Source organism: Candidatus Nanohalovita haloferacivicina (assembly GCF_029232205.1).
GTDB lineage: Archaea > Nanohalarchaeota > Nanosalinia > Nanosalinales > Nanosalinaceae > Nanohalovita > Nanohalovita haloferacivicina.
This window is the reverse complement of record NZ_CP107255.1, coordinates 81,610-104,056: the sequence shown is the minus strand read 5'-3', so window position 1 is coordinate 104,056 and position 22,447 is coordinate 81,610. Positions and strand designations below refer to the sequence as shown.

Genomic DNA, 22,447 nt, shown 5'->3' with positions numbered 1-22,447 from the left:
TAAATCAGCCAAAGAAATTTCTTTTATGACAGATCTAACCCTCTCATTCGAGGTCCACCAACCTCACCGTCTGAGGATTGACGGCGTAAAAGAGGATGCAGACAGCCTTTACGAAAGATATTTTGACGATGAAATGAACGAACACTTCTTCAAGGACGTAGCCGAGAACTGCTACTTCCCTGCGACCGAAAGACTTCTCAGGGCCGCTAGACAGCTTGAGGGAACCGGAAACGAACTTGTCGTGAACTTCTCCATCTCAAGCTCCTGGATTGAACAGGCGGAGAAGTACCACCCTGAACTTATCGACATGCTGAACAAGTTTCCGGACGATTCAATCGACTTCATCGGTCAGGCCCACTACCACTCTCTTGCAGGATTATTCTTCGATAAAGAAGAGTTCAGATGGCAGCTGGAGAAGCACAGAGATATTATTGAGGAAAAGTTCGGTAAAAGGCCTAAAGTCATGACAAATACAGAGCTTATCTACCATAATGATATTGGAAAAGTTGCAGCCGAGGAAGGCTACGAGGGAATATTTACTGAAGGAGCTGGTAGAATACTTGGATGGCGCTCACCTAACCACGCATACACCCAGCCAGACTTCATGGACGGAGAAAAAACCAATATACTACTTAGAAACAGAAAACTTACCGACGACGTAGGATACAGATTCTCAGCTGACTGGTGGAGCGAGTACCCATTAACCGCCGACAAGTATGCAGCCTGGCTTGATGAGGCCCAGGGAGATATGATCAATCTTTTCATGGACTATGAAACATTTGGAGAACACCACTGGGAAGGAACAGGCATTCTGTGGTTCCTTGAAGATCTTCCACATGAAATAGCGGGGCGTGAAGGCCTTAAATTCAAGAAGGTCCGTGAAGTAGCTCAGAAAGATCCTGTCGGCGAATTTGACGCATTTGAATACAATACTGTTTCCTGGGCCGATCAGGAGATGGACGCCAGTGCCTGGCTAGGTAACCCGATGCAGAAAATGCTTTTCGAAAAACTTCAGGACCTGGAGGAAAGAGTCAAGGAGCTTGATGATCCAGAAGTACTGGATGTCTGGAGAAAATTCCTTACTTCAGATCACCTGCATCATATCGCGACAAAAAGCATGGAGGACGGATCTGTGCACAACTACTTCTCGTACTTCGACCATCCACACCAGGGATTCGCCGTGATAACAGAACACATCATGGACTTCCAGCGACAGGTAGAGAAAAAACTGAACGAGTAGATCAGGCCTTCTCCAGTACAAGCATCAGGCGAGAACCGAAATACTTCTTCAGGAACGGCAGATTGATGATCCTGTCACGTGGTAGAAACCTGTCAAAATAGGAGGGCAGGAGAACATCGTGGAAGACACGGGCCTCAACGAGATTAAGACTTTCGAAATTCTGGAAATCCTGGATTGAAAATCTTTTCATCGCCAATGGTCCTCTGTTGACAGCTGCAAGGTCATTGAAGGCCTCGGAATCAATTTTTTCAGATACGTATTCTCCTTTCTCATCTGCATATATCTGTGTGTATATTTCCTGGCCTGGTTTTCGATGAGGCACGATTATAGCTACTCTGCCTCCTTTTTTCAAGAGCTCCACCGATTTCTCCATTGTCTCCTCGAAATCATCTTCCGGCATATACTGAAGAGACTGACCCAGGAGGATAAAGTCAAAGCTTTCAGTATCAAGGCCGTCCTCGTTCGCTGGATCGCCTAGAAACTCTATATTCTCTATATCATTCCAGTAGGCCTTTTCCATCGCCTGATCTCTGCTTTTAGGATCTTTCTCTACAGCGATAATGTGTTCGAAGTATTCTGCATATCTGTCTATGAACTCTCCTCTTCCGCAGCCAAGCTCCAGCATTTTTTCGCCAGGGCCGTTCTGGAAGTGCTGCTGCATAACTGAGAAAACATAGTCGTATGAGTCCTCCCAGTATCCTTCGTAGGGTTCTGCGGCCTTGATCATTTCTTTTTTCGCCTGGTTTTTGTCGACCATAGCAAAGAATTATTATTCGAGATATAAAATCCTGAACAGGAAAACTACAGTTATGAGCGAGAAACACTTCATCGAAGTTGAGGACGGAGAGAAAATTTCAGCAGTACATCACGAGGCCAACTCTGAAAAGTGGATTTTCTTCTGCCACGGCTTTGGATCCAACAAGAAAGGCAGCTACAGAGAAAGAGCAGTCAGAGCCTCAGAAGAGGGATTTAACGCAGTAAGACTTGACTTCCGTGGAAACGGAGAAAGCGATGGAGAATTCGAACAGCAGTTCTTAAGCGATAAAATAGCTGATCTGAAGGCCTGTGTAGAGTATTTCGATCCTGAAAGAGTCTTCCTGTTCGGTATGAGCTTCGGTGGGAAAGTAGTTTTCCATTCAGCAAAGGCGCTGGATGCTGAGGCCGTTATAGGAAAGTCTCCAGTTACTTATAACCGTATTATGGAGAAGTTTCGTGAGGCCGTGATGGAGAAAGGTAGTTTCACCTTGTTCGAGGATAAATCGATAATCCCTGGATTTTACGATGATCTGGACGAATACAGCTTTGAAGAAACTCTTGAAGAGCTTGATATTCCCTTTGCGATCTTCCATGGTAGCGCCGACACCACAGTGCATTTTGAGAACTCTTCGGAGGCTGTAGAAAGTTTTGATGGAGAGGCCATGCTGTACAAGTTGAAAGGTGAGAAGCACTCTGTAAGCGATGAGGCCGAGAAAAAGATTCAGGATATGATGTTCAGCTGGCTTGAAAATCTTTAGAAATTTTTATCTTAGAGCGTCCTGATATATTCCTGTAGTCCAGGCCGTAATCTGCTCCCACTGGAAGTTCTCCTCCACACGTTCACGGGCATTGTCTCCCATCCAGTCATTCCAGCCAGGATCCTCCAGCGCCCTGTTGACCTGGTGAGCGATCGAGTTAGGATCAGCAGGGTAAGAGTGAAGGCCTGTATACTCGTGGACAATAGTATCTTTCATACCGCCCACGTAACTTCCTACAGTCATTGTATTTGATGCAGCAGCTTCTAGAGGTACAATTCCAAACGGCTCGTAAACACTTGGAGTCACCATCATCTCAGCATGCTTCATAAGGCCTAGAAGTTCTTTATCCGAAACATAGCCTGGGAAGTGTACCTTGTCGCCCATCTTTGACTTGGCCATATCCTTGTAGTACTGTGTTGCGCCGCTCCCACACATAACGAACTTGGCCTCTTCGTATTGATTGGTGATCTGCGGCATGGCCTCGATAAGATGGCCTGGGCCTTTCTGTGGATACATCCGGCCTACGAATAGAACAATTTTCTCCCAGTCAAGGGCGTAATCATTATGGTTTATAGAATGAGAATGAGAATCGAACTTTTCAAGATCAACACCGTTCGGTATATAGTTTATCTTGTTCTCAGGGACCTCATAAAGATGTTTAACCTCTTCAGAGAACTCTCTACCAACCGTGATGACCTGTGAGGCCTCATAAGTCCCATACCATTCCAGATTATGGATTGTCTCCTGATACTTGGAATCTCTGCCATCTCTCCCTTCCTGAGTGGAGTGAACAGTAAAAACCATTGGAAGGCCTAAAGTCTTCTTGATACCTGTAGCGCCAGGAACGGCCATCCAGTCATGTGCATGGACAAGATCAAAGTTTTTCTGTTTGTTCAGTTCAATGGCCTTTTTCTCCATCTGGTGGCCTAGATGCATCGCCCAGGAAATTGTATCACTGGCGGCATCAGTTGCGGGCACTCGACGAATCTCTACACCATCTCTGTACTCTGATTCTTCTCTTTCGCCGTACGTAAGAACTACAGGTTCGTGTCCCTGGGCAGCCATAGTTGTAGCTAGATCCTCACAGTGAGCGGCTATCCCTCCCGCCTTGTAAGGCGGATATTCCCAGGTGATAAATAAAGGCCTCATATTATACTATGTCTCCTGAATAACTTTTTCCTCTTGTTTAACTATTTCTTTGTACGTGTTTAAAATCCTTGACTGCCATTCCGGGCTGTAGGGGTCAACCGCCTTTAGTTTTTCGCCTGGCACGTCTAAGTCAAATAAAACCGAGTTTTTGGTATCTTCCTTCGTTACAAATACCCTGTCAGCTTCGAAAGTTCCCTGCCACTCCAGCTCAGAGATCAGTTCCGCGTGATCTCCTTCAAAGCCTCTCTCATTCTCAGTTGAGTGGATAGTCACTGCAAGAGGCAGTTCAAGATGCTTCTTCAGGGATACTCCTCCAGGGATCGTGCTCCAGTCGTTGCAGTGAACTATATCGTAGTCATCTGCTTCAATTATTTCACGCGCCCTGTTCTTCAACTCGTTGTTCATCATCATGGCCCAGCTATAGATATTATCTCCTTCAAAAGGTAGCGGCACTTTCTGCACCCTTACACGCTCATCTATGTGATACTCGGCCATATCATCAAAAGATACGATCGTGGCCTCATGACCGTTGCTCACCAGATATTCTGAAAGATTTTTGATATACTCAGAAACTCCTTCCCCATCTCTGAACTCTTTTGCCAGAAAAAGAACTTTCACCTGTCAAACCTCCTCTTGAAACCCATTTTCTTGCTTTTCTCCACATCAGGCTGACTGTAAGGATCTACGTCTCTGATTTCAGCTGAATAAACAGCAAGATACTGAAGGAAGGCCATCAGACGGCCTACACTTCTGTAACCCACACTGTTTATAGAGAGGACTGAGTAAGGTCTTTCTTCTTCATCTAGCGCTAGTTCAACTCCTCTAAACTCAGAGTCAACTGCGAAGCCGTAGCTTTCTCCATCCAGATCTCCTAAATCACGGCCTCTCAAATCTATATCGGTTAAATCTTCTGGAACATCAAGCCTTTCCTTTTCGTGGGCCTTTGATCTTATGAAGAACGGTATGATATCTTCTTCTCCACCGAAAAGTCTCTGATTTGTATGATGCTGGTATTCAGGGCCTAGATCTCCAAATACTGACTGGCCCTCTCCTTCTTTGCAAACTGTTTCATGCATTAGCTGTACTGTCAATGGATAGAAACCGAAAAGCCTTGTAGTATAGAAAGGAGTTAGTATTTGATCGAATCCTTCTCTTTCAGCCGAGTGAAAGGCCTCTGCAAGTTTCCAGGCTGCGTTCGGGCTTTTATTGAATTTTTGATATATTTCCTCGCCGCCTGCTCTCACTTCTTCAATATCTATTCCGCAGATAGCTGCCGGCATTAAAGCAGTTTCTGTAAGGCCCGAGAATCTTCCTCCCACATCTTTGTGTTCTATCCAGTTGTATCCTTTTCTTTCAACTATATTCTTGAGTGCTCCGTTGTTGTCAGATGTTACTGCAAATACAGGATAATCTCTTTTAATGAAGTATAGAAGCGATTCAAGTACGCTAGTTGTATTTCCAGACTTGCTTATCGGCATTACCAGTGTGTTCTCAGAATCTGTTGCTGAGACCACTCTTCTGAGGTAGTCAGGTTCCTGAGTGGTCACAAGATGAACATCGATATCGACTTCATCTATGAAAGAATAGTATAGGGCCCTGAAAGATGTTATAGATCCTCCATTGCCGATTACAACAAGGCTTTGGCAGTCAACTTCTTCTGCTGAGGCCTTTATTTCATCTATATCGGGTTTAATTTGTGAGAAAGGAGGATTTTCGATTTCAGCGTATTTTCGTGTTTCTTTTATGTCTAGATTGTCTATTTCTAGCTCCAGGCTCATTGATGGTTGTTCACCGCTTCCTTATGTGCCTCAAGATAGTTCTCTCCCAGTTTCTCCCACGAAGTCATCTGTGCAAGTTTTCTGGCGTTATGCTTCCTCTCAGTTATCTCTGTCTTAGAGTACTCCGTGATTTCCTGTATCATATCCGCCAAGCTTTGAGCAGCCTCTTCATCGGAGAAGTTCTGTCTTCTCAATACCCTGATTCCTTTTCTTTCGTCTTCAGAAGTGTTGTCCATCAGGAAGTGGCCAAATCCAGCCATATCTGTTGTTATTGAGAGGGCTCCATTTGCTGCTGTTTCTACAGGAGTGTAACCCCATGGCTCATAGTAGCTTGGGAATATTCCTGCTGTTGAAGCCACCATAGCATCTTTATAACTCATTGAGAGAAGTCTATCGCCCACAGACAGATAGGTTGGGTAGAAGATAACCTTTACTCTGTCATCTTCGCTGTTAGTTATACCTCTTTCTCTCAGCCTTTCGATAATATTATCGTGATTATAGTTCAAATCGAAGGCGCAGAGCGGTGCTTCTTTCGATTTCCGAGCGTGGAAGTTCCTCTGAAGCGATTCAAGAGTGCCGCTGTTAACCAGGTCTTCAAGTCCTTCTGGATCCTCTCCAGCAGTTACCGATTCAAGCAGCTCATTTCTCACCTTCGGAATCACCGAGTCAATATAATCTTCAAGCTCCTCGTAAAGCGCCATGTTATCAAGTACTTCTCTCTTCGGGCCTCTGGTATCGCTTGGTACGAAGAAGAATACGAAGAAGTCATCTCCCTCCTTCTCATTTACCTCTGCGAGCGCATCGGCGAAGAGATCGAGGCCTTTGTTGTGGAACTCGTATCGGCCTGAGATAAACATTATTCTTGGATCGCTTTCAAGGTCCACGCTGTAGTATGGCTCAAAGTATGCTCTGAGGAACTGCTTCATCTCCTCTTTCTTCTCCTTATGCTGGTAGGAAAGCTCCTCTAGACTTGGGAAGTCCTCTACGTTGAATCCATTAGGTAGTATTACGTCAGGTTCCGTTCCAAGCACCGCTGTGGCCTCTTCTCCAGTATTTTTACTTACTGTTGTGAATACATCGGCTTCCTGAGCTGCAGTTTTCTCAACCTGGTGCTTTGCGTTAACACCGAACTCTTTGGCCTTTTCATCTTCTACATATCCTCTATCAACAGCAGCCTCCAAATCATAGTCTGAATCAGATAGTGCGCGGCCTAGAACCGTTGCGTGAGTGGTGAAAACTTTCGGACTGTCAAGTTCGAACATTGCAGGGCCTGAAAGCCATTCGTGGCAGTGGAAAACTGTTTCTCCCTGCCATTTTTCCTCTATTTTCTGTAGGATGCGGCCTACTGCGTAACTCCACTTGAGCGGTTCGTCAAAGTCGTGGCCTGCCTCCATGGAGTCAATTTCAAATTCTTCCCAGAGATATTCTTTGAGTTCATCGGCTGATTTCTCTACCCCTGAAGGATCTACTAGTATTGTTCTTGGTGAGCTGGAGATATTCCATACTCCCAGATGGCATTTAATTCCTTCTTCTTCAAGTTCTTCCAGGAATTCGAACCCCTCAAATTCTCTTGCGATGAAATCATCGCGGGCCTTTTCTTCATCGTAGTAACCTATGGTTAGATAGTTGTCACCATAGAAATCCTGCATTTTCCCGGCCTTCGAGCTGAGGACCTGGTATATTCCGCCTACTTTGTTGGCTACTTCAAAAGATACTTCGACTACATTATCCGGCCGCATACTGAATAAGTTCTTCTTGCTCAGTATAAAAACCAACGGCCGTTTCCATTACTACTTGCTGGTTAAAATGAAGGTTTTATACTCGGCCGAGTTCCGTATATTTTCTATGTACAGTTTAAATCAGGATCTCTCCAAGAAGTACGGCGTTATTTCAAATCTACATGGCTTTCTCAACCGTCACTTCGACACAGGATTCAAATCCAAATGGAGCGGATACTGGGTTCCTCCGTACAAGTTTCTGGACTACTACGCCATCAAGATCAACGGCGTATGGATAAACGAGTCAACAGTCAGAAACGTTGAGTACGGAGAAAAAATGATTTTTCACCACAAAGCTGGCTCTCTGGATGTAAAAGAAATTGTGGAGACGCCTGATCAGCTTCCAGGATTCAGAATCAGCCTGGAAATACAGAACAATAATTCAAGCAAGAAAGCGGCCCACATAGTGGTTGAGCCAGCAGTAGATATTAGAAGCAAGTCAGAAGATATTGCCGAAGGAGAATACAGTGTTGAAACCGGAAAAGGCAAGCTCTCAGTTTCCAGAAATGACAAGAAATTGATGATATCCGGCAAAGACTTCAAGGTAGAGAAGGATTCACAGTACAAAACTCACTATCCTGGAGGAGTCGAGCAGGAATGCTTTATACCCGGCAGAGTGATTTTCCGAGAGGAAGTAGAGGCCGAATCCTCCTCAACTGCAGAAGTAGAGTTTTCAACTTCTTCAGGCAGCTTTGGAACACTTGAAAGTTCGGATTCTGGATTTGAAAATATTAAACTAGGTCAGGGATTTTCAGCAGCTGTAAGAAGCATGGAAAATCTTGTATACGACAGGAAAGGAAAAGGAATAATCGCAGGCCACCCCTGGTTCCAGAACTACTGGTCAAGAGACACCTACTGGACCCTTCTGGGCCTAATAGATGCAGGCCACTTCGAGTTAAGCCATGAAATACTGGAGAACTTTGCTGAAGAGGAAGGATTCCCCAACCAGATCTCACTTGAGGGAGGCCAGCAGTTCCCTAACTCAGACGCAGCTCCTCTCTTCGTGATTGCAGCTGACAAACTAAGACGACACTGGAAGATTAGCGAGAAAATAGAGGATAAAATGGAAGAGGCCTTCCACGAACTGGAGCTAGATGAAAACGGCGTAGTAGAGCACGATCCCGAAGGAACATGGATGGACACACTGGAAAGACCTTCAGCAGTTGATATACAGGCGTTATGGCTGAAAGCTGCAGAGATACAGGGCCTATCACTTCAGAGCAATCTTGAAGAAGGCCTTGAAGAGTTTATAGAGAATGATAGAATACTTGACAGTCTTGGAGACAATCCAAGCCTCACAATAAACCCTGCGATAGCTTTAATGTTTGATCAGGCCTCCGAAAAGTACATGGAAGATATTAACGCAGAGTTCTCCTCCAGACACGGCGCCCGGACCCGTTCAGTAGTTGATCCTGGCTACGATGCATCAGGATATCATACCGGAAGCGTATGGGGTCTGACAACCGGATGGGCTTCCGCAGCCAACTTCCAGCAAGGAAAGGACGTCCAGGGAATGAACTTTCTGGAAAAAATGAAGAAATATATTATGAGAGAGCAGGTCGGAGGCTTCCACGAAGTAGTAGATGCTGAAGAAGGCCATCTAATGGGATGTGGAGAACAGGCCTGGAGTGCAGGCATGTACGTGCACGTAATCGACAGCTATCTGCTGGGAATAGAGGCCATAGATTCAGAAACAGTAAGAATTAACCCTTCAGATCTTGCGGAGGGAAGAAGAGTTCAGAAAAGGATAGGAGACGAATACTTAGACATTGAGTTTGGAGAAGATGGATTTGAAGTCCTTAACTCTCCAGACCTTGAAATTTTGAGAGGTGAAGAGCAATGATAATAATCAACACGAAGGCCTACCGAAAAGGAGTAGGCGAAAAAGTAGAAAAACTTGTAGAAAACTGTATAGAGGTCGCTGACCCAAAAAAACTCATATTTTCAGTTCAACCAGAAGACCTTCTCAGACTCGAGGACTCTGAAGTAGAAGTATTTGCACAGCACATCGACGGAGTAGAACCCGGAAGTCATACAGGAAGCATTCTGGGCGAAGGAGTAAAGGAGGCCGGCGCAACAGGAACACTGATCAACCACTCCGAGAACAGACTTGAAAAAGAAAAGATAAAGGCCTCAGTAGATAAAGCAAAGGAACTAGGCCTAACAACTGTTGTCTGCGCGCAGAGCCCGGAAGAATGTGCCGAACTCAGCGAATTCGAACCAGATTATATTGCATTCGAACCTCCAGAACTTATCGGCGGTGATATCTCCGTCGCAGAAGCAGAACCGGAAATAATTGAAGAAGCAGTTGAGGCCGCCGCCCCTGTAACAGCTTTAACCGGGGCCGGCATCAAAACTTCTGAAGACGTAAGTAAAAGCATTGAACTCGGATGTGAAGGCGTCCTGGTTGCTTCAGGAGTTGTTAAAGCAGAAAATCCAGGAGAAGCTGCCAAGGAACTGGTGAGCGGGCTGTGAAGAATATCTGGAGAGAGCGATACCAGGAACTGGAGATGAGATCTCCTGGGGCCTCCGTACTTGTCGGATTCAATGCCAATATAGATGTAAAGTACAGTGTAGAGGATCTAGGCCTTGATCTGGAAAAAGTAGATGCTGAAAACCTGGATTCTGTGGAGAGCCAGGAAGAGTTTCTCTCCCTGCTGAAATACTGTATTGAAAACAGCAAAAACAAGGAGGTAAACTACCAGAACTTTGAACCAGAAGTAGAAGGAGGTGTTGAAGAGATAGGAGGTCAGGCCGGAATCATGGCAAACTTCCTTGCAAAAAATGGAAACAACACAGTTTTCTACACGCCATTCCTATCCGATAAACTGGTTGAAAACCTGGATGAGAGAATGAAATACCCTGTAAACACCGGCAACAACCTAGAGCTTCTTCCAATAAAGGAAGCAGGAAATACAGACAGAACCAAAGTAAACAGAATATTCGAATTCGACGGAGAAAAAACAGGCAGACTAATACTATCCGACAAACTCAGAGGATTCGGCCCATACTTCAGAAAAGGAGTAGAAGACCATATAGACGAACTAAACGAAGGCCTTGACAGAGTTCTTCTCTCAGGATTCCACAACGCAGATGGAAACGTGGAAGCCAAGATGAAAAAGGCCTCAGAACAGCTTGTTCACATCGATGCTCCTATCCACATGGAGTACGTAGATCTCAGCGATAAACTGAACCTTCTAGAAGAATATATATTTCCACACATCCAGAGCATAGGCCTTGACGAATACGAAATGAAAAGCCTGGAGAAGGCCCTCAACGTACAGCTTGATAACGAGGAACCTTCTCTTGGAGAGGCCTTCCAGTTTGCAAAGTTCTTTATAGAGGAGTTCGGACTTGAAAGAGTGCACATCCACACCTACAGATACCATCTGAACGTTACTCACCGCGACTATCCTCTATCACCAGAGAAAATAAGGAAAAGCATGCTATATGGAGAGACCTGCGCTGTACGGATGGCAGATAAAGGAGAAATACCGGAAAAATACGAACCTCTGGACTTCGATAATAAGCACGTGAAGAAGCTTGATGACCTTGAAGACTTCGAGGACTTCTTCCAGATGGAAGGATTCACGGAAAGCGGAATAGGAAGCGTCGACGGCTACAATGTAGTAGCTATTCCGCCAGTAATCCATGAAGATCCAAAAAGACTGGTAGGAATGGGCGACGTAATCTCAGCAGGAAGCTTTGTGAAAGAGGCCAACTAGGCCTCCTCAATAAACCGTTTGACGTCAGCTTCTACTCCTTCAAGAATTCTATCGACATCCTCCTCTGTATCGGCCTCACAGCGAAGTCTTACAACTGGCTCGGTGCTGGAAGGACGTACAAGCGCCCAGCCCTTCTCAAAGTTAATCTTAACGCCATCCATAGTAGAGGTCTCATGATCGGAGTACTCCTCCGCCACTTTTTCCATAACTTTCTCCTTCAGATCATTCGGACAGTCAAGATTAACTTCAGGTGAGACAGGGTACTCAGGCCAGGAATAAAGCTCTTCCACTACATCTTCCTCCGAGACAATCCTTGACATAAGTGCTGCTGTGAAAAGCCCGTCATCCCATGGAAAACCGAAAGCAGGGAAGTAGTAATGGCCTGAAAGCTCTCCAGCGAAAACCACGCCAGAGTCCTCATGTATCTTTTCCGAGATAAATGTGTGGCCTACACGAGACTCAACTGCTTCTCCACCATGCTCTTCAACTTTCTCTGGCACTAGCTTTGAAGCCCTGAGATCGTGGACAACCTTGCCTTTCTGCCGGCCAAGACTTTCTTTAGCGAGTATTGCAATAACCTTGTCTTCCTCAATATACCCATAACCAGGAATTATGAATCCTGCACGGTCTCCATCTCCATCAAATATTATTCCAAGATGCTCATCGCTCATCGCTTCTTCAAGCTGCTGCTGGGCCTCTTCCTCTCCAGGAGCTGGCAAATGATTCGGAAAACTGCCGTCAACCCTCTCATTAACCATTTTCACATTTGCTCCAAGCTTTTCAAACATTTCACGAGCCATGGAACCGGTTACACCGTTTCCGCAGTTGATTACAAGATTCATATCCAGTTCTCCAATCTTATCTTTGACTGCATCTACATACTGTTCAACTATTTCAACTTCTGTTCTCTGGCCCTCTCCTTCTTCAAAATCTTCAGATTCGTAGATTGCCTCTATCTCTTTCATGCCTCCTTCACGAGACATTGCAAGAGCATCTTCAAGGCAGAACTTGAAACCTGTATACTCAGAGGGATTATGAGAGGCCGTTACAACAGCTGAAGAACCATAGTCTCCTTTCACCTGACCATAGTATACTACAGGGGTTGGAACAACGCCAGCGTAATCTACATCAGTACCTGTGGAAAGAATGCCTCTGATAAAGGCCTCAGCAACTTTATCTCCGTGCTCTCTGCCATCTCTGCCGACAAGTACTTTTTCTGCATCTGTAAATGTTCCATAGGCCTTCCCTACTTTTTCTGCTTCCTCTTCTGAGATTTCGTCCGGATAGGTTCCTCTTAGATCATAGGAATGGAAGAAGGAGACCATTGCTGATCACCAGTAGTCTTCCAGAATGTCTGTTCTTTCCTTGTACTCTTCCTGAACATCGGGTAGAGACTTCTTCATAACTTTTGTATCCAGAGAAGTCTCCATGAAACCTCTGTCCTTTTCGTAAATTGGAACCAGCTGGACGTGAAGGTGCGGAATTGATTCTCCTGCGGCCTTTCCAATATTCATACCTATATCGATTCCTGCAGGCTCAACAACTTCCTCCTGAAGCTCTTCAACTTTCTGAACCATCGCAAACAACCTGTCACGTTCCTCATCTTCAAGGTCTGCCAGATCATTTACGTGCCTCTTCGGAACAACCATGAGATGGCCTGTATTGTATGGGAAAATATTCAGTTCAACCATCAGAAAATCATCTTCGTAAACCAGAAGCTTCGAGACCCTTTCATCATCTTCAACCTGTGCACAGAAAATACAGTCAATATCATCCGGCACCTGCTTGGCCTCATATTCTGATCTTTTTGGACTCCATAAATACTGCTCGTACGGCTTCAAGTCAGTCATGAAGTAAAATTAGAAATACCTGAATTTAAGATTAGCGAGTAACAAGGCCATCTAGAAAGGAGCAATATCGTGAATACTTGACTTAATCCTCACCGTCAAACCTCTTTCAGGCGGCTCATTCCCCTTAACTCTGTGAGCAACATCTCTTATAGCAAGAGAGGCCTTTGACTGAGGTTTATGAGATACAACCGGCTTTCTGAGGGCAATCGCCTCTCTAACATGCTTGTGATCAGGAACTTTTCCGATAATATTTGTTTCCATCAAATCCTGTGCATCTTCAAGGCTGACCTCTGATTTCTCATTCTTAACGCCGTTAACAACTAGGCCTAAAACATCTCTGTTAAGCTGCTCTGCCATCTTCTTTGCTCCAAGACAGTTAGTCAATGCCGGAAGCTCTGGCTCTGAAACAAGCAGTACCTCATCCGAGGCCTCAATAGCTGCCTCTACTTCATCTCCGATCCCTGCGGCAGCATCAATAAACACGAAATCCTTGTCGCCCAGAAACTCTACTAGAGAGTGTTTGAGCTGATCTGCGTTCGTACTGAACTCCAGTACTGAGGCGGGAACAATCGAAACTCCTTCAGGATGTTTGGAAACAGCCTGTGTAATATATGCGTCTCCTCTGAGAACATCGTTGAAAGTTACGTCTGAAAAACCTAGGCCAAAATGCTGGGCTAGATTCGCACCCGAGAAGTTACCATCGATTATAAGCACGTCGTGGCCCTGTCTAGAGAGCGCTGTGCCAAGATTAGATGTTACAGTGGTTTTTCCTACACCACCTTTGCCAGATACGACAGAGATAACCCTGGTCATTAAAGTAAAATTATATTCAGCGGGTTAAAAAGGTGCCCTTATCTGAACCGTCCCATCAAACGAGTGAAAAGCCCTGGCTCCGCAAGGTTAGGCTCATAATCAACACCCGCAAGATCTCCTGCAACGGCCTTAAACCGTTCGGAAACATGGTGATCAGGTTCGTGATGTACAACCGGCTTCTTCAATGAAAGAGCTTCCTCAACCTTCTCATGGTGAGGAATCTCCATCATAACCGGGTGGCCGATCATCGACTCAACTTCCTCAGTATCAAGCTCGGAATCATGGCCCTTAACCATGTTAAGAACAACTCCTCTGATCTCCGTACCAGCTTCCTCAGCAATATTCACAGTCTTCAGCGCGTCAGTAACAGCCGGAAGATTTGGATTAGTTACAACGAGTACCTCATCCGAGGCCTCAATAGCATTAATAGATTCATTTCCAAGTCCTGCCGCAGAGTCAACCAGTACAAAGTCAGGTTCTCCAACTGCGTCAAGCAAGACATCAGAAAGATTTGCAGGATCTGTATCCTCAAGATCCTCTACCGATAGACCTGCTGGAACAACACGAAGGCCTGAATCATGAATATACATGGCCTCTGTGATGTGTGCATCACCCTTCAAGACATCGTGAAGAGTCTTTGGGTATAGCGGAATTCCAATGTGGAATCCAAGGTTTGGGTTAGTAAGATTTGCATCCAGAACCACCGTATCTGCACCAAAATTGGTGAGCGCTGCTCCAAGATTTGAAGTTACCGTGGTCTTTCCGACCCCTCCCTTTCCACTAGTCACACAGATCAATCGGGTCATCGTATTAACCTGTTTACTCCACGCATTTAAATTATCTATGAGGCCTTCCCCTTCTGATTATTATACAGCAGAAACAATCTCTCCCACCACCTTCTACAGATTAAAATAACTTGGATACAAAACTCCGGATATGGCCCAAGAATTCGCAGAACAGCTCAAACAGATCGAAGAAAAATGGCAGAAAAAATGGGAAGACGCAGAACTTCACAAAGCAGAGCGCACAGACTCTGAAAAATACTATGTACTGGAAATGTTCCCATACCCTTCCGGAGATATCCACATGGGCCACGTCCGCAACTTCTCTCTAGGAGATGCTCCAGCAAGAATGAAGAGAATGCAGGGCTACGACGTGATGCATCCAATGGGCTGGGACGCATTCGGCCTTCCTGCAGAAAACGCAGCTATCGATCGCGATGTAGACCCAGAAGAATGGACACGTGACTGCATTGACAACATGAGAGGCCAATTAAAGAGGCTAGGATTCTCCTATGACTGGAATAGAGAGGTAGCGACCTGCGATCCGGAGTACTACAAATGGAACCAGTGGATTTTCCAGAAAATGCTGGAAGAAGGCCTAGCATACAGAGAAAACTCAGAAGTAAACTGGTGTCCAAGCTGCGAAACAGTTCTAGCTGACGAACAGGTAGAAGATGGCCTGTGCTGGAGATGCGACTCAGTTGTAGAACAGAAAGACATGAAGCAGTGGAAACTCGGCATCACAGAGTACGCAGACGAACTTCTTGAGGATCTTGAGCAGCTTGATGGATGGCCTGAGAAAGTCAGAAAGATGCAACACGACTGGATCGGCAAAAGCACAGGTGCAAAAATCAACTTCCCAGTAAAAGATGAAGGAGAACTAGAAGTATTCACTACAAGGCCTGACACTATCTTTGGAGCAACATTCATGGCCCTGGCTCCAGAACACGAGCTAGCGGAAGAAGTAGCGGAAGAAAACGAAGATGTAGCAGAATACATCGAAGAGGCCAAGAAGAAAGATGACGAAGAAAGAGAGGAAAAATCAAAGGCCGGAGTATTCACAGGAAAATACGCAGAAAATCCTGTAACAGGAGAAGAAATCCCAATCTATGTTGCAGAGTTCGTCCTTCCAGACTACGGAACCGGAGCGATAATGGCTGTGCCAGCACACGATCAGAGAGACTTTGAATTCGCGCAGGAGCACGGAATAGATATTCAGAAAGTAGTTGAACCAGAAGGCGACCACAGTTTCAAGGAAGAGGCCTATGAAGGTGATGGCGACCACGTAAACTCAGGATTCTTAGACGGCCTGGACAAAGACGACGGAATAGAAAAAATAATCGAACATTTAGAGGACGAAGGCCTTGGAGAAGAGGATGTTAACTACAAGCTTCGTGACTGGCTGATCTCAAGGCAGCGTTACTGGGGTACACCGATCCCAGTAGTCTACTGTGACAAATGTGGCGTAGTCCCTGTTCCAGAGGATGACCTTCCTGTAGAGCTTCCAGAAGACGTGGAGTTCACTGAAACAGGAAACCCAATTGAAACTTCAGGCACCTTCGAACACACAGAATGCCCTGAGTGTGGTGGAGAAGCTCGAAGAGAGACAGATACCATGGATACATTTATTGGAAGCTCATGGTACTTCCTAAGATACATCTCACCAGAACTTGACAGTGCTCCTTTCGACGTTGACGATGCAAACTCCTGGATGAACGTAGACCAGTATATCGGCGGCATCGAACACGCAGTTATGCACCTGCTTTACGCAAGATTCTTCACAAAGTTCCTGCGAGATGAAGAGATGCTTGAAGAGGACGAGCCTTTCGAGAGACTGCTTACACTTGGAATGGTAAACCATCCAGCATACAAATGTCCGGAGGATGGATGGCTGTATCCTGATGAGGTAGAAGGAGAGAATATATGTGAGAAATGTGGTAGAGAAGTAGAAGTAGAAACCCGGAAAATGAGCAAGTCCAAGCACAATGTAGTGGATCCAACTGAGCTTATTAACGAGAATGGAGCAGATACGGCAAGGACTTTTATCCTCCGGGCCTCGCATCCTACCAAAGAACTTGACTGGAGCGAAGACGGCGTAGAAGCCTCCAGAGAGATGCTTCAGAGAGTTTTCAGAATTGTAGAAGAAAATGAAGATCTGCTTACCGATGAAGAACCAGGCCTCGAAGACTCAGATCTTGAGGATAGAATTGTCTCAAGCAGGATACAGAGAGCGATAGAAGAAGTTACCGAAACCACCGAGAACTACGAATTCAACCTTGCTATCGGAGAAATCGATAAGCTCCTAACAAAACTGTACTGGTACAAACAGCGCGATGCAGATCCTGCAATTTTCAGCCACGGCGTAGAAACCTTGATCCAGCTTATCGCGCCTTATGCGCCGCACACCGCCGAAGAGCTCTGGGAAGAACTAGGGCATGAAGAATTCATGCTGGACTCAAACTGGCCGGAAGTAGACGAGCAGTTGCTCGATGAACAGGCCGAGAGAGTCGACGAATACTTTGACAGAGTATCCAGCGACATCAGAGATATCCAGGAAATGATCGATGGCGAGGCCTCGAATGTCAAGATTATTCAGGCCGCAGACTGGAAATACCAGGCCTTCACCAATATAATCGATAATCTGGAGCTCAGAGATGTCGGCGACATCATGAGTGAGGTGCTTGACGGCGAGCTCAAGCAGCACGCACAGGATGTCAATCAGATGGTTGTAGAGGCCGTCGAAAACCCTGGCAAGTTCGAAGGACAGTTCATGAAGAAGGCCGCTGAGACCGATGCTCTTGGCGAAAACGTGAGGAGATGGGCCGAGGAGTTCGACGCGGAAATCGAGGTTGAGACCGAGGATGAGTCTTCAGAGGATAAGGCCTCAAGAGCAGAGCCTGGAAGGCCTGCGATAGTGATCGAGTAGATGGCTGAGCTTGAAGAACCCGAACTATACAGCGAGGCCCGCTACATGGCCGCTGTCAGCGTATTGGACTATCAGGGTTCGGCCACAGCACATGAAATCAACTGCAGCGCCCACACCCAGATCTCGCTGGAAGAAGAACTAGAGGTTCTGGAAAAGTTCGGTATCGTAAAGCAGGAAGACAATGAATACAGATTAAGATCCTGGTTCGAGGAAGATGCTGAGGCCATCGGAGAACTGGTGCAGATAGATTATAACGGAGAATGGAGAGATATCGATCTTTCAGAAAACGAAAAAGAGGATCTGGCCGAAGACGGCGCAGAAATAGTGTACTGGCTTACCTAGTATTTCTTCAGGCTTTCTTCAAGGTTCTCACTGAGATGCTTGTCGACGTCAACATCGGCATTCATCTCCTGCAAGGCCTTTCTCTGTGCACGTGTTACTTTCTCAATTTTCTCAAGTCTGCGATTCATTATCGCCATCGCAACCCATATCTGGCCTATAGAAACGTTTTCTGCCTGTGTATAAACTTCTTCATGTCTATCTACAGATCTCAGAAGTGACTGTAGAGAGTTCTTCAACTTGGAGGGAAGATTGTTTCTCCAGCTCATAGAACCGTTATACGTATAGAAATCTTTTAACAATAGCGAAAATCCGGAAAAACTTCCCGAATCGGTGGAAGTTTTAATGGTTCACCAAGAGTTACTTTTCGTGAATAACAATGGAAAAAGGAGATCTAGTACTAGTTGACTACGTTGGAAGATCCAACGGAGAAATATTCGACCTTTCAAACAAAGAAAAAGCAGAGGAAGAAGGCCTCGACACCTCACAGCTCGACTTCGAACCAGTACCAGTCCTCGTAGGAGAGGAATACGTAATCCCTGGATTCGAAAAAGCAGTAGAGGACATGGAAGTAGGCGAAGAAAAAGAATTTACAGTAAGCCCTGAAGAAGGATACGGAGAAAGAAAATCCGAAGACATCGAAACCTACCCAGAAAAAGAATTCAACAAGCAAGACGTCCAGGTCAGCGTCGGAGACACACTAATGGTAGGAAGAAGACAGGGAAGAGTAATTTCCAAAGGATCAGGCCGGGTAAGAATCGACTTCAACCACCCGCTAGCAGGAAAAGAACTTGATTACTGGGTAAAAGTAGTCGAGAAAGTAGAAGACGACGAAGAAAAAGCAAGAACCATCTTCGACTACAGACTGGGCCACGGAGAAATAGAATTCGACGGAGAAACAGTCACAATCGTCCACAAGCACGAAGACGATGGCCACCAGCACGAACTACCGCAACAGCTAAAAGATGCGATCAGCAGAGAGATCACAGACTACACAAAGTACGAGACAGTAGAGTTCGACGAGTAAAAAAGAAACTGACCTCCAATGGCAGCTTTCAACAGCATGATCCAGCAGACAGCATTTATCGACACTGTTGGAATCATAGCTGCATTCCTTATTCCTTTTATCTTTGGTAGCATTCTCAACTACTTTATTCTAAACAAGTCCAGCATTTTAAGCCAACAAAACAACCGGAAAACACTCATTATGCTCCTATCAGTTACATCAGGCCTTCTAGAAGGATTTCTAGTTATGAAAGTTATTGCGAATAGCCCTCTCTATTTACAGCTAGTTGCCTCTCTCGCGTAGCTTTCAAAAGGCCACTATTAGAAAAATCAGGTATTAGAGGCCTTCAGCCATTTTTATATACGTTGGTGATTACTTCTTATACATAACAAGAGTGGTCGCAAGATGGAAGATCAGATCGAACAGGCAAAGAGAAACGATGCAGGCGGAGTACCTCAATCAAGTCAGAAAAGCCACGATATCGACGAAGAACTCGAGAATCTAATAGAACAGAGAAAAGCCGATATCAAAGTCATCGGTACCGGAGGAGCCGGAAACAACACAATTTCTCGCCTAGTTGACGTCGGAATAGAAGGATGCGATACAATCGCAATGAACACCGACGCACAGGATCTTCTATACGCAAACGCCGACCAGAAAGTACTAATCGGAAAAGAACTAACACAGGGCCTCGGAGCAGGAGCCGACCCAAAAGTCGGAGAAGAATCCGCAAAAGAGTCACAGCAAAAAATTAAGGAACAGGTCAGCGGAAGCGACATGGTATTCATCACTTGCGGCCTCGGAGGAGGAACAGGAACCGGATCCGCACACGTGATCGCAGAACAGGCCAAAAAAGAAGGCGCACTGACCGTAGGAATCGTCACACTACCATTCGAAATGGAAGGAACCAGCCGACAGGAAAACGCAGAATACGGCCTCGAAAGACTAGAAGAAGTCGTAGACACACTAATCGTAATACCAAACGACAAACTGCTCGAAATCGTCCCAGACGTATCACTGAACACAGCATTCAAGATCGCAGACGAAATCCTCGTAAACGCAGTCAAAGGAGTCACAGAACTGGTTACAAAACCAGGCCTCGTCAACCTAGACTTCGCAGACATCCGCGCAGTCATGGGAGAAGGAGGAATCGCCATGATCGGAATGGGCCAGTCCGACACAGACTCCAGAGCCAACGAAGCAGTGCAGAAAGCACTAAGCAACCCACTGCTCGACGTAGACATCGCAGGCGGAGAAGGAGCACTCGTAAACGTAACAGGAGGATCATCACTATCCCTCAACGAGGCCCAAGAAGTAGTCAATACTGTCAGCGGAAAGCTTGATGACTCAGCAAAGATCATCTGGGGAGCACAAGTGCGTGAAGACATGAGCGACGCACTCCAGGCAATGATCATCGTCACAGGAGTCGACAGCCCTCAAATCTACGGCCCTGACAACACACATCAGGACGAGTACGAAGAAGAAATCGAGCAGGAACTTGGCGTAGAATTCATCTAGAGCCAAGGCCCCTCAAACTTTCCATTTATCCACTCTTTTTATTCCAGTTTTCTAATATCAAAATATGGCCCAGAATCCTCAACACGGAAAAAAGGAAGAAGTTGAGGAGATTCAGGAAAAACAGGAAAAAACCCTGAAAGGCCTTACTCCCGTAGTCTCAACAGTAATTCTGATTGCAATCTCAACAAGCGCTGTAGGCGGAGCATATTTCATTGCAAGCTCGCAGATACAGGCCCAGGAAGATAACTCTAATTTGAACACAGAACTAATAGGCCAATTATCCGTGGAGAACTGTGCAAAAGATAATGAAAACACAGTACTTACTTTAAGAAACAACAACGACGAGGCCGTCAACTTATCGAAACTGAATGTATATGTGGAAGGAGAAAAAACCAGTTATAGTACAGGCCAGGACATCGTAAATCCGAAGCAAACCTCAACAATTAATATATCAGAAAACGTTTCGAGAGAAACAGAAAGCATCAGACTGGCAACTCCAGAAACCCAGCTCACTTACATATGCCAGAAAAAATCCGGCGACAGCGCAGGAATCACAAACCCAGGCACTCCAGGTTCCGGAACACCTTTCGCTGAGAAAGGAGGCCCTATACAGGAAATAATAATCATGTCCTCCACCGGAAACAACAGCATACTCCCATACTCATCCAACACAATCTGTATAGGAAACTGCGGGTCTGAGACTGCTACCTGCACAGATAGAGACCCAGACTGCAAAGTAGATAACGGCGGCGACAGTATCAACGGAAGCGTTCTAACTTCAGCAATAAGGTATTCATCAGGAGCTTCTGATATATGCATAGGTAAAAACTGCGATAATGTAACAACTTCAAGCACAGATCACCTATCTAATAGCTCTGCATTCATGAGAGGGCCTCTAGAATTAAACAGGATAAAATCCAACAATGTCTGCATTGGATCCTGCTAAGAAATTTATAAACAAAGAGAAACCACAAAGTGATGTTAGATGGAAATTAACATAGAAATAGGTAAAACGAAGTTTCTCATACTGATATTAGTACTTCTTGGGACTAGCGTTTCAGGAGATGTAAATATACGTGACGTCACCAACATGTTTGGCGAACTAGACATGAATAACAACAGGATCACCAACATAGCAACCCCTAATAGCCCTGGCGACGCCGCCACAAAGGACTATGTAGACTCATCCACTACCGCCGAGAGATATCTGCCCGATTACCCAGCAACATCGAACGTCAACATGAGCTCCAACAGAATAATCAGCGTGCAATCTCCGGTTAACCCGCAGGATGCAGCAACCAAAAACTACGTAGACAGCAATGCAGAAGACAATCAGACTCTTGGAGAAGTTCTAAACGAAGGAAGCACCGCTAATCAAAACATAGAAATGAACAATAACCAGCTCATAGGCCTGGGAAGTCCAAGCAACTCTCAGGATGCAGCAACCAAAAACTACGTAGACAACAGATTCAGCACCGCAGACGACGGATATCTACCAGATGACCCCGCAACGTCAAACGTTGACATGAACAACAACCAGATCAAGAATGTTAACGGCCCAACAGACCCACAGGATGCCGCTACAAAAAGCTACGTAGACAGCAACTCAGGCCTTCAACCAAATACTGTAACACGCACGGTAACAGCTCAAGGAGGAGACAGCGGTACGGCCGACACTATTTCTCTCGATGGAGTTATTCTTCAAACCCAGATAAGTGTAGATGGCTTAGGAGATGGATCTAGCTATTGTACCGATGATGGAAATGCATACAGCATAGATGTAGATTATGCAGATGGTGGTTCTGCCTCATTCTATAATGCAGAGCTTATTGACACGGTAAAAGATGCTAAAGCTAGTTCTGTCAGTTTCGAGTACAATAACGCTGACAAAAGCGCAGACTACTGCGATGACAGAATTACCTGGAAAATAGTATACATAGAGTAAGTGAAGTTAGAAAACTGATTTATAAAATTTCTGTTCAAGAAGTTTAATGTATCGCCCGTTGGAACCACCTTTGGTGGGAGGGAG

22 protein-coding genes are annotated in these 22,447 nt (G+C 45.5%); 12 read left to right on the top strand and 10 right to left on the bottom strand.

The features are described 5' to 3' along the window. Positions 1 to 25 precede the first annotated feature (25 nt). Positions 26 to 1,240, top strand: a complete 1,215-nt coding sequence (locus tag HBNXNv_RS00595; protein WP_347720898.1) for a glycoside hydrolase family 57 protein — start codon at positions 26 to 28, stop codon at positions 1,238 to 1,240. Between the two features lies 1 nt (position 1,241). On the opposite strand, the gene HBNXNv_RS00590 is transcribed toward HBNXNv_RS00595, so the two are convergent. Continuing rightward, positions 1,242 to 1,997, bottom strand: coding sequence for a class I SAM-dependent methyltransferase (locus HBNXNv_RS00590; protein ID WP_347720897.1), 756 nt, complete (start codon positions 1,995 to 1,997; stop codon positions 1,242 to 1,244). A 52-nt stretch (positions 1,998 to 2,049) separates the two neighbouring features. On the opposite strand from HBNXNv_RS00590, the gene HBNXNv_RS00585 reads away from it, so the two are divergent. Then, complete coding sequence (locus HBNXNv_RS00585) at positions 2,050 to 2,754, top strand: alpha/beta hydrolase family protein (RefSeq protein ID WP_347720896.1); 705 nt, start codon at positions 2,050 to 2,052, stop codon at positions 2,752 to 2,754. A gap of 6 nt (positions 2,755 to 2,760) precedes the next feature. Here HBNXNv_RS00585 and HBNXNv_RS00580 read toward each other — a convergent pair whose 3' ends face one another. The 4 genes from HBNXNv_RS00580 to HBNXNv_RS00565 are packed head-to-tail and all read right to left on the bottom strand — an operon-like array spanning position 2,761 to position 7,420. Beyond that, positions 2,761 to 3,903, bottom strand: coding sequence for a glycosyltransferase family 4 protein (locus tag HBNXNv_RS00580; protein ID WP_347720895.1), 1,143 nt, complete (start codon positions 3,901 to 3,903; stop codon positions 2,761 to 2,763). Between the two features lie 6 nt (positions 3,904 to 3,909). Further along, positions 3,910 to 4,521, bottom strand: coding sequence for a glycosyltransferase family 4 protein (locus HBNXNv_RS00575; RefSeq protein ID WP_347720894.1), 612 nt, complete (start codon positions 4,519 to 4,521; stop codon positions 3,910 to 3,912). Next, the gene (locus tag HBNXNv_RS00570; protein ID WP_347720893.1) at positions 4,518 to 5,681 is read right to left on the bottom strand and encodes a hypothetical protein; all 1,164 of its coding nucleotides are present in this window, start codon (positions 5,679 to 5,681) and stop codon (positions 4,518 to 4,520) included. Before HBNXNv_RS00570 ends, HBNXNv_RS00575 begins: the two co-directional genes overlap by 4 nt. Beyond that, entirely contained in the window at positions 5,678 to 7,420 is a 1,743-nt protein-coding gene (locus tag HBNXNv_RS00565; protein ID WP_347720892.1) for a glycogen/starch synthase, read from the bottom strand. The genes HBNXNv_RS00570 and HBNXNv_RS00565 overlap by 4 nt, the downstream gene beginning before the upstream one ends. Positions 7,421 to 7,526: 106 nt before the next feature. On the opposite strand from HBNXNv_RS00565, the gene HBNXNv_RS00560 reads away from it, so the two are divergent. The 3 genes from HBNXNv_RS00560 to HBNXNv_RS00550 are packed head-to-tail and all read left to right on the top strand — an operon-like array spanning position 7,527 to position 11,184. Then, positions 7,527 to 9,302 (top strand): amylo-alpha-1,6-glucosidase, encoded by a 1,776-nt coding sequence (locus HBNXNv_RS00560; RefSeq protein ID WP_347720891.1) that lies wholly within the window; start codon positions 7,527 to 7,529, stop codon positions 9,300 to 9,302. Then, entirely contained in the window at positions 9,299 to 9,934 is a 636-nt protein-coding gene (tpiA, locus tag HBNXNv_RS00555; RefSeq protein ID WP_347720890.1) for a triose-phosphate isomerase, read from the top strand. Before HBNXNv_RS00560 ends, tpiA begins: the two co-directional genes overlap by 4 nt. Beyond that, the gene (locus HBNXNv_RS00550) at positions 9,931 to 11,184 is read left to right on the top strand and encodes an ADP-dependent glucokinase/phosphofructokinase (protein WP_347720889.1); all 1,254 of its coding nucleotides are present in this window, start codon (positions 9,931 to 9,933) and stop codon (positions 11,182 to 11,184) included. The genes tpiA and HBNXNv_RS00550 overlap by 4 nt, the downstream gene beginning before the upstream one ends. On the opposite strand, the gene HBNXNv_RS00545 is transcribed toward HBNXNv_RS00550, so the two are convergent. The 4 genes from HBNXNv_RS00545 to minD (HBNXNv_RS00530) are packed head-to-tail and all read right to left on the bottom strand — an operon-like array spanning position 11,181 to position 14,653. Beyond that, positions 11,181 to 12,509 carry a phosphomannomutase/phosphoglucomutase gene (locus tag HBNXNv_RS00545; protein ID WP_347720888.1) on the bottom strand — a complete coding sequence of 443 codons (1,329 nt, stop codon included), beginning with the start codon at positions 12,507 to 12,509 and terminating at the stop codon, positions 11,181 to 11,183. The two genes, HBNXNv_RS00550 and HBNXNv_RS00545, sit on opposite strands and share 4 nt — an antisense overlap. Positions 12,510 to 12,515: 6 nt before the next feature. Next, entirely contained in the window at positions 12,516 to 13,034 is a 519-nt protein-coding gene (locus HBNXNv_RS00540; RefSeq protein WP_347720887.1) for an HIT family protein, read from the bottom strand. Between the two features lie 51 nt (positions 13,035 to 13,085). After that, positions 13,086 to 13,847, bottom strand: a complete 762-nt coding sequence (minD, locus tag HBNXNv_RS00535) for a cell division ATPase MinD (protein WP_347720886.1) — start codon at positions 13,845 to 13,847, stop codon at positions 13,086 to 13,088. Between the two features lie 38 nt (positions 13,848 to 13,885). After that, a complete protein-coding gene (gene minD / locus HBNXNv_RS00530; protein ID WP_347720885.1) occupies positions 13,886 to 14,653 on the bottom strand; it encodes a cell division ATPase MinD in 768 nt (255 codons plus the stop codon). Positions 14,654 to 14,783: 130 nt separating this feature from the next. Here minD (HBNXNv_RS00530) and leuS point away from each other — a divergent pair, with 130 nt between their 5' ends. Both leuS and HBNXNv_RS00520 read left to right on the top strand, forming a co-directional pair. Then, positions 14,784 to 17,555 (top strand): leucine--tRNA ligase, encoded by a 2,772-nt coding sequence (gene leuS / locus HBNXNv_RS00525; protein WP_347720884.1) that lies wholly within the window; start codon positions 14,784 to 14,786, stop codon positions 17,553 to 17,555. After that, positions 17,556 to 17,897, top strand: coding sequence for a hypothetical protein (locus HBNXNv_RS00520; RefSeq protein ID WP_347720883.1), 342 nt, complete (start codon positions 17,556 to 17,558; stop codon positions 17,895 to 17,897). Here HBNXNv_RS00520 and HBNXNv_RS00515 read toward each other — a convergent pair. Next, positions 17,894 to 18,163, bottom strand: coding sequence for a hypothetical protein (locus HBNXNv_RS00515; protein ID WP_347720882.1), 270 nt, complete (start codon positions 18,161 to 18,163; stop codon positions 17,894 to 17,896). The two genes, HBNXNv_RS00520 and HBNXNv_RS00515, sit on opposite strands and share 4 nt — an antisense overlap. Positions 18,164 to 18,273: 110 nt before the next feature. Here HBNXNv_RS00515 and HBNXNv_RS00510 point away from each other — a divergent pair, with 110 nt between their 5' ends. The 5 genes from HBNXNv_RS00510 (at position 18,274) to HBNXNv_RS00490 (ending at position 22,363) form a co-directional block, all read left to right on the top strand. Then, positions 18,274 to 18,921 carry an FKBP-type peptidyl-prolyl cis-trans isomerase gene (locus tag HBNXNv_RS00510; protein WP_347720881.1) on the top strand — a complete coding sequence of 216 codons (648 nt, stop codon included), beginning with the start codon at positions 18,274 to 18,276 and terminating at the stop codon, positions 18,919 to 18,921. 18 nt (positions 18,922 to 18,939) lie between these two features. After that, entirely contained in the window at positions 18,940 to 19,203 is a 264-nt protein-coding gene (locus tag HBNXNv_RS00505; protein ID WP_347720880.1) for a hypothetical protein, read from the top strand. A 102-nt stretch (positions 19,204 to 19,305) separates the two neighbouring features. Continuing rightward, complete coding sequence (gene ftsZ, locus HBNXNv_RS00500) at positions 19,306 to 20,418, top strand: cell division protein FtsZ (protein WP_347720879.1); 1,113 nt, start codon at positions 19,306 to 19,308, stop codon at positions 20,416 to 20,418. 64 nt (positions 20,419 to 20,482) lie between these two features. Further along, complete coding sequence (locus HBNXNv_RS00495; RefSeq protein ID WP_347720878.1) at positions 20,483 to 21,364, top strand: hypothetical protein; 882 nt, start codon at positions 20,483 to 20,485, stop codon at positions 21,362 to 21,364. A 39-nt stretch (positions 21,365 to 21,403) separates the two neighbouring features. After that, positions 21,404 to 22,363, top strand: coding sequence for a hypothetical protein (locus HBNXNv_RS00490; protein ID WP_347720877.1), 960 nt, complete (start codon positions 21,404 to 21,406; stop codon positions 22,361 to 22,363). Positions 22,364 to 22,447: the final 84 nt, after the last annotated feature.